Source organism: Corynebacterium alimapuense (genome assembly GCF_003716585.1).
GTDB classification, from domain to species: domain Bacteria; phylum Actinomycetota; class Actinomycetes; order Mycobacteriales; family Mycobacteriaceae; genus Corynebacterium; species Corynebacterium alimapuense.
This window is the reverse complement of the sequence record NZ_PTJO01000008.1, coordinates 1-3,715: the sequence shown is the minus strand read 5'-3', so window position 1 is coordinate 3,715 and position 3,715 is coordinate 1. Positions and strand designations below refer to the sequence as shown.

2 protein-coding genes are annotated in these 3,715 nt (G+C 51.5%); both read right to left on the bottom strand.

What is annotated here, in order from left to right:
* On the bottom strand, window positions 1–2,180 hold a 2,180-nt coding region (locus C5L39_RS10540), incomplete at its 3' end, for a DUF5979 domain-containing protein (RefSeq protein WP_133306294.1).
* Window positions 2,181–2,518: 338 nt separating this feature from the next.
* Complete coding sequence (locus C5L39_RS10535) at window positions 2,519–3,631, bottom strand: mannosyltransferase family protein (RefSeq protein ID WP_245974978.1); 1,113 nt, start codon at window positions 3,629–3,631, stop codon at window positions 2,519–2,521.
* Window positions 3,632–3,715: the final 84 nt, after the last annotated feature.

Genomic DNA, 3,715 nt, shown 5'->3' with positions numbered 1-3,715 from the left:
ACCGAGAAACCACCAACAGCCGGGGTGTTAGCGAATGCCTCATCCTCGTCCTCGACCTCTTCCTCAGTAGGGGTCGTAGCAGTCACAGTGGCAACATTCTGATGCTGCTCGCCACCACCAGCAGGAGCAGCAATCGTGGCAGAACAAGTCGTGCTCTCACCTGCAGCAAGCTCCGTTACATCACAAGTAATACCCTCGACCACAGACTCAGTCGGGAACAACACCTGGTCAGTAACCGTGAGGTCAGTCAACGTGGTCTCGCCTGCATTAGTAACCAAGTACTCAACGTTCATCTGATCACCAGGTTTAACCTCCACGCCCGGAGACTCATGAGAAGCATCATCAACATTGATCGTCTTAACAATCGAAATCGATGAAGGCAGCTTCTCATAGGTGTTGGTCAGCGTCACCGCAGTGGTCTCATCCTTAACGATGGTCACGCTCTCCGGAGAGAACACACCACCACCAAAGCTATAACCCTCAATCGCCGGCTGAGAAGTCTCACTAAAGGTCACCACAGTGCCCACCGGGAGACTATTCGTACTCACGGCAGCTTCAGCACCAGCAGTCAGAGTGAAATCCTCAGACCCATCAGTCCAAGTAGCCGTGACATTAAACGTCTCACCATCAGGAATCAGATCAGCAGAAACACCCTCAACAACCTTGTTCAACGAGAACGTACCAACATCCTTGGAATAGGTATTGGTCAGCGTCACCGCAGTGGTCTCATCCTTAACGATGGTCACGCTCTCCGGAGAGAACACACCACCACCAAAGCTATAACCCTCAATCGCCGGCTGAGAAGTCTCACTAAAGGTCACCACAGTGCCCACCGGGAGACTATTCGTACTCACGGCAGCTTCAGCACCAGCAGTCAGAGTGAAATCCTCAGACCCATCAGTCCAAGTAGCCGTGACATTAAACGTCTCACCATCAGGAATCAGATCAGCAGAAACACCCTCAACAACCTTGTTCAACGAGAACGTACCCGTTTCCGGGATCTCACGGTTAGAAACCGTACAATAAACAGCACCAGCAGTAGTAGCCGGCACAGTGAAACTACCGTTAACTGGATTTAAATCAATCGGATTTTCTTCTTCATCACGACAAACCACACTTTGAAAATCAAATCCATCTTTCGCAGTTTCACTAATTTTGATAGTCCCTTCACGATCAGGGCCATCGGTATTATATTCAAAAACAGCAACACCATTTTCATTGGTGTTAGAAGTGGTGGGATCTATGAGGGCAATCCCAGAGGTAGCCTCACTCGCTGAAAACTCCCAGCCAGCGGCTGTTGGATCAGTGACATTGCCCTCTCCATCGATAATCTGCTTAATTATTTCAATCTCGCCACGACAGAACTTCGTAACTTCTTCTTTGAGCCGTTCAACCAGTGCAGCATAATCGGAAACGGAAACTATAGTACCGTCGTCATCATCTGAAATGTATTCCAGATAAGTCTGGGAAGTTTCTTGTTGAAGATCTGCCCCCACACCTACTGGAACGATGCGCGTACCAGAGTTTTTTAGTGCGTTAGCGCTCAATATGGCACTGTTAACATCTATCTGGTTAACAGCAGATCCATAGTCATCGTTACCGCCTGACCCTGGATTTCCATAGGCGGTTGGCTGACCATCGGTAATGAAATAGACGACATCATAGGTATCCAATGGAATTTGTGATAAGCCCTTATCCCAGTTGGTACCACCTCGCTCGTAGGATGGCCGTACTAAACCATCAATAGCCACCTTCACTGTATCCAAGCCAGCTTGATCTTGAACAGATGTCGCACTCAAAGAGCCGTTATTCTGTGCTGGTGCGTTGCTAGCGAAGTTATAGATGCCAACTTTTGTCGGCGAACCATACAACCCATCGACAACTGCAGCCCCGGCGTCTTTTGAACTCTGATAGCCATCATCTCCAATAGAGTTGGAGAGATCGAACACAAGAGCAATATCAATGCCACATCGTTCCGGCATAGGGGGATTATCTGCAGGTACCACGTTGGGACTGACCTGAGCACCAGCACTCGGAGCCATAGCTATCATGCCCATCGCCAACATGAGGATGGCCAGGAACGCGAGGACAGTCCTTACCACCTCCCGCGAGATTGACGTGGCTCCGACACCTGCAACCGAGGATTTCCACACACCCCCCATAAGGTTACGTTTATTCATTTTTTACTCCTGACCATCTTTTGCATGTTGCCTACGCCGGAGACCCGGGCAGAACGCTGAGCTGAAGCCCTGCACATCCAGTACTTGCCAAGAACTGCTAGTGGCCTGAAGCAACTCGCCATCAAGATGACGACAGAGGAATAAGCACTTCAGCACTCACAGATAAATCCCAGCATTGACGCACTAACATCACAGGGACGCTGGCCAAGTATAGGATTTATACCAATTTTATTCTCCCTAACGAATCCCTAACGGATAGATAACATTAGATATGCTGGTGAGACTAACTATTTTGGTTAGCTTATTGATTTCGTAACTACCCCCTTGCAGGGGCAATTCTAGATTGCCCACTCGAAAACCCCCAACATATAGGCCGAAAACCACGCGCCAAAGATCACCCATGCGCCGGACATTCCCAGCTGCCAACGCCTAGACAAGTTAGTAGCGCACCACAACGCCCACGGCAACAGCACGATCACCACAGGCAACAGCAGGCGCGGACGAGAATGCATAATCCCATCTGAGAACAACACCGTGGCAGCAACCGCTGCAGCAAACCACCACACTTCCAATGGGGTACGGCCCCACGCGGCAATCAGCCCAATCACTGCTGCCACCATCACCCCGACTGAGAGCAGATAACCGCCCTCGTGGCCGGTCGTGAGCACCTCCCATACCCAGCGCCCAGTGGCCGACCCAAAGTCGAAACCGGAATGCCAACCAGATGCTTGGATTCCGAAATATCCACCAGCGTCCCAGGTATGCCAACTGGCCCAAGCAAGATAAGCCAGCAAGGACACTGGGGTCAGCGCCAACCAGGCCCAAGCTCGCCAATCACGACGAGCGTGCATCAGCACCACTAGGCCAAAGACACCGATCATCGCCACTGCAGTTAACCGAGTAAACCCTAAAAGGAAGATCAGGCTGGCAGCGAGCGCCCAATGTCGATCCATCAAGGCAACGATGGCCCAAAACGCCAACGCGGCGAACAATGCCTCGCTATAGGGCATCGAAAAAGTAATCGACATCGGTGCCGAAGAGACCACAATGGCGGCACCAATCTGCCCTGCTCTGGTGGCTCCCATCCGGGAGGCAATCGCCATGACCGCAGCAGTCATCGCTATCCCCGCAAACACATTGACCACCGCAGCAGAAGCCACCGTGTCAAGCCTGGTCACCTCATGAACCACCCGGACCATCGCAGGAAAGCCGGGGAAAAAGGCCAATGTCCGCTCATAGACAGCAACATCGGTATTGAGATCAGCAGCAAAATAGCCATCTTCAGCGATGGCTAGGTAGTAGCGGCTATCCCACTTGGTGAGCAATCCACCCAGGGAATCATCGTTTGCTTTTGCCACTATCCACAACGTGGACAACCGGACCAAGATACCGAGAACAAAGACCAACGCGGCATCGATAAGCAGGCGCAGACCAGCAACACGACTATTCACTGCACCATCCTAACCATCACTCACCGACCACCCCAGATGACCTAGCTAGCTTGTGTCCCACCGGTATCAACACGCAAAAACGGG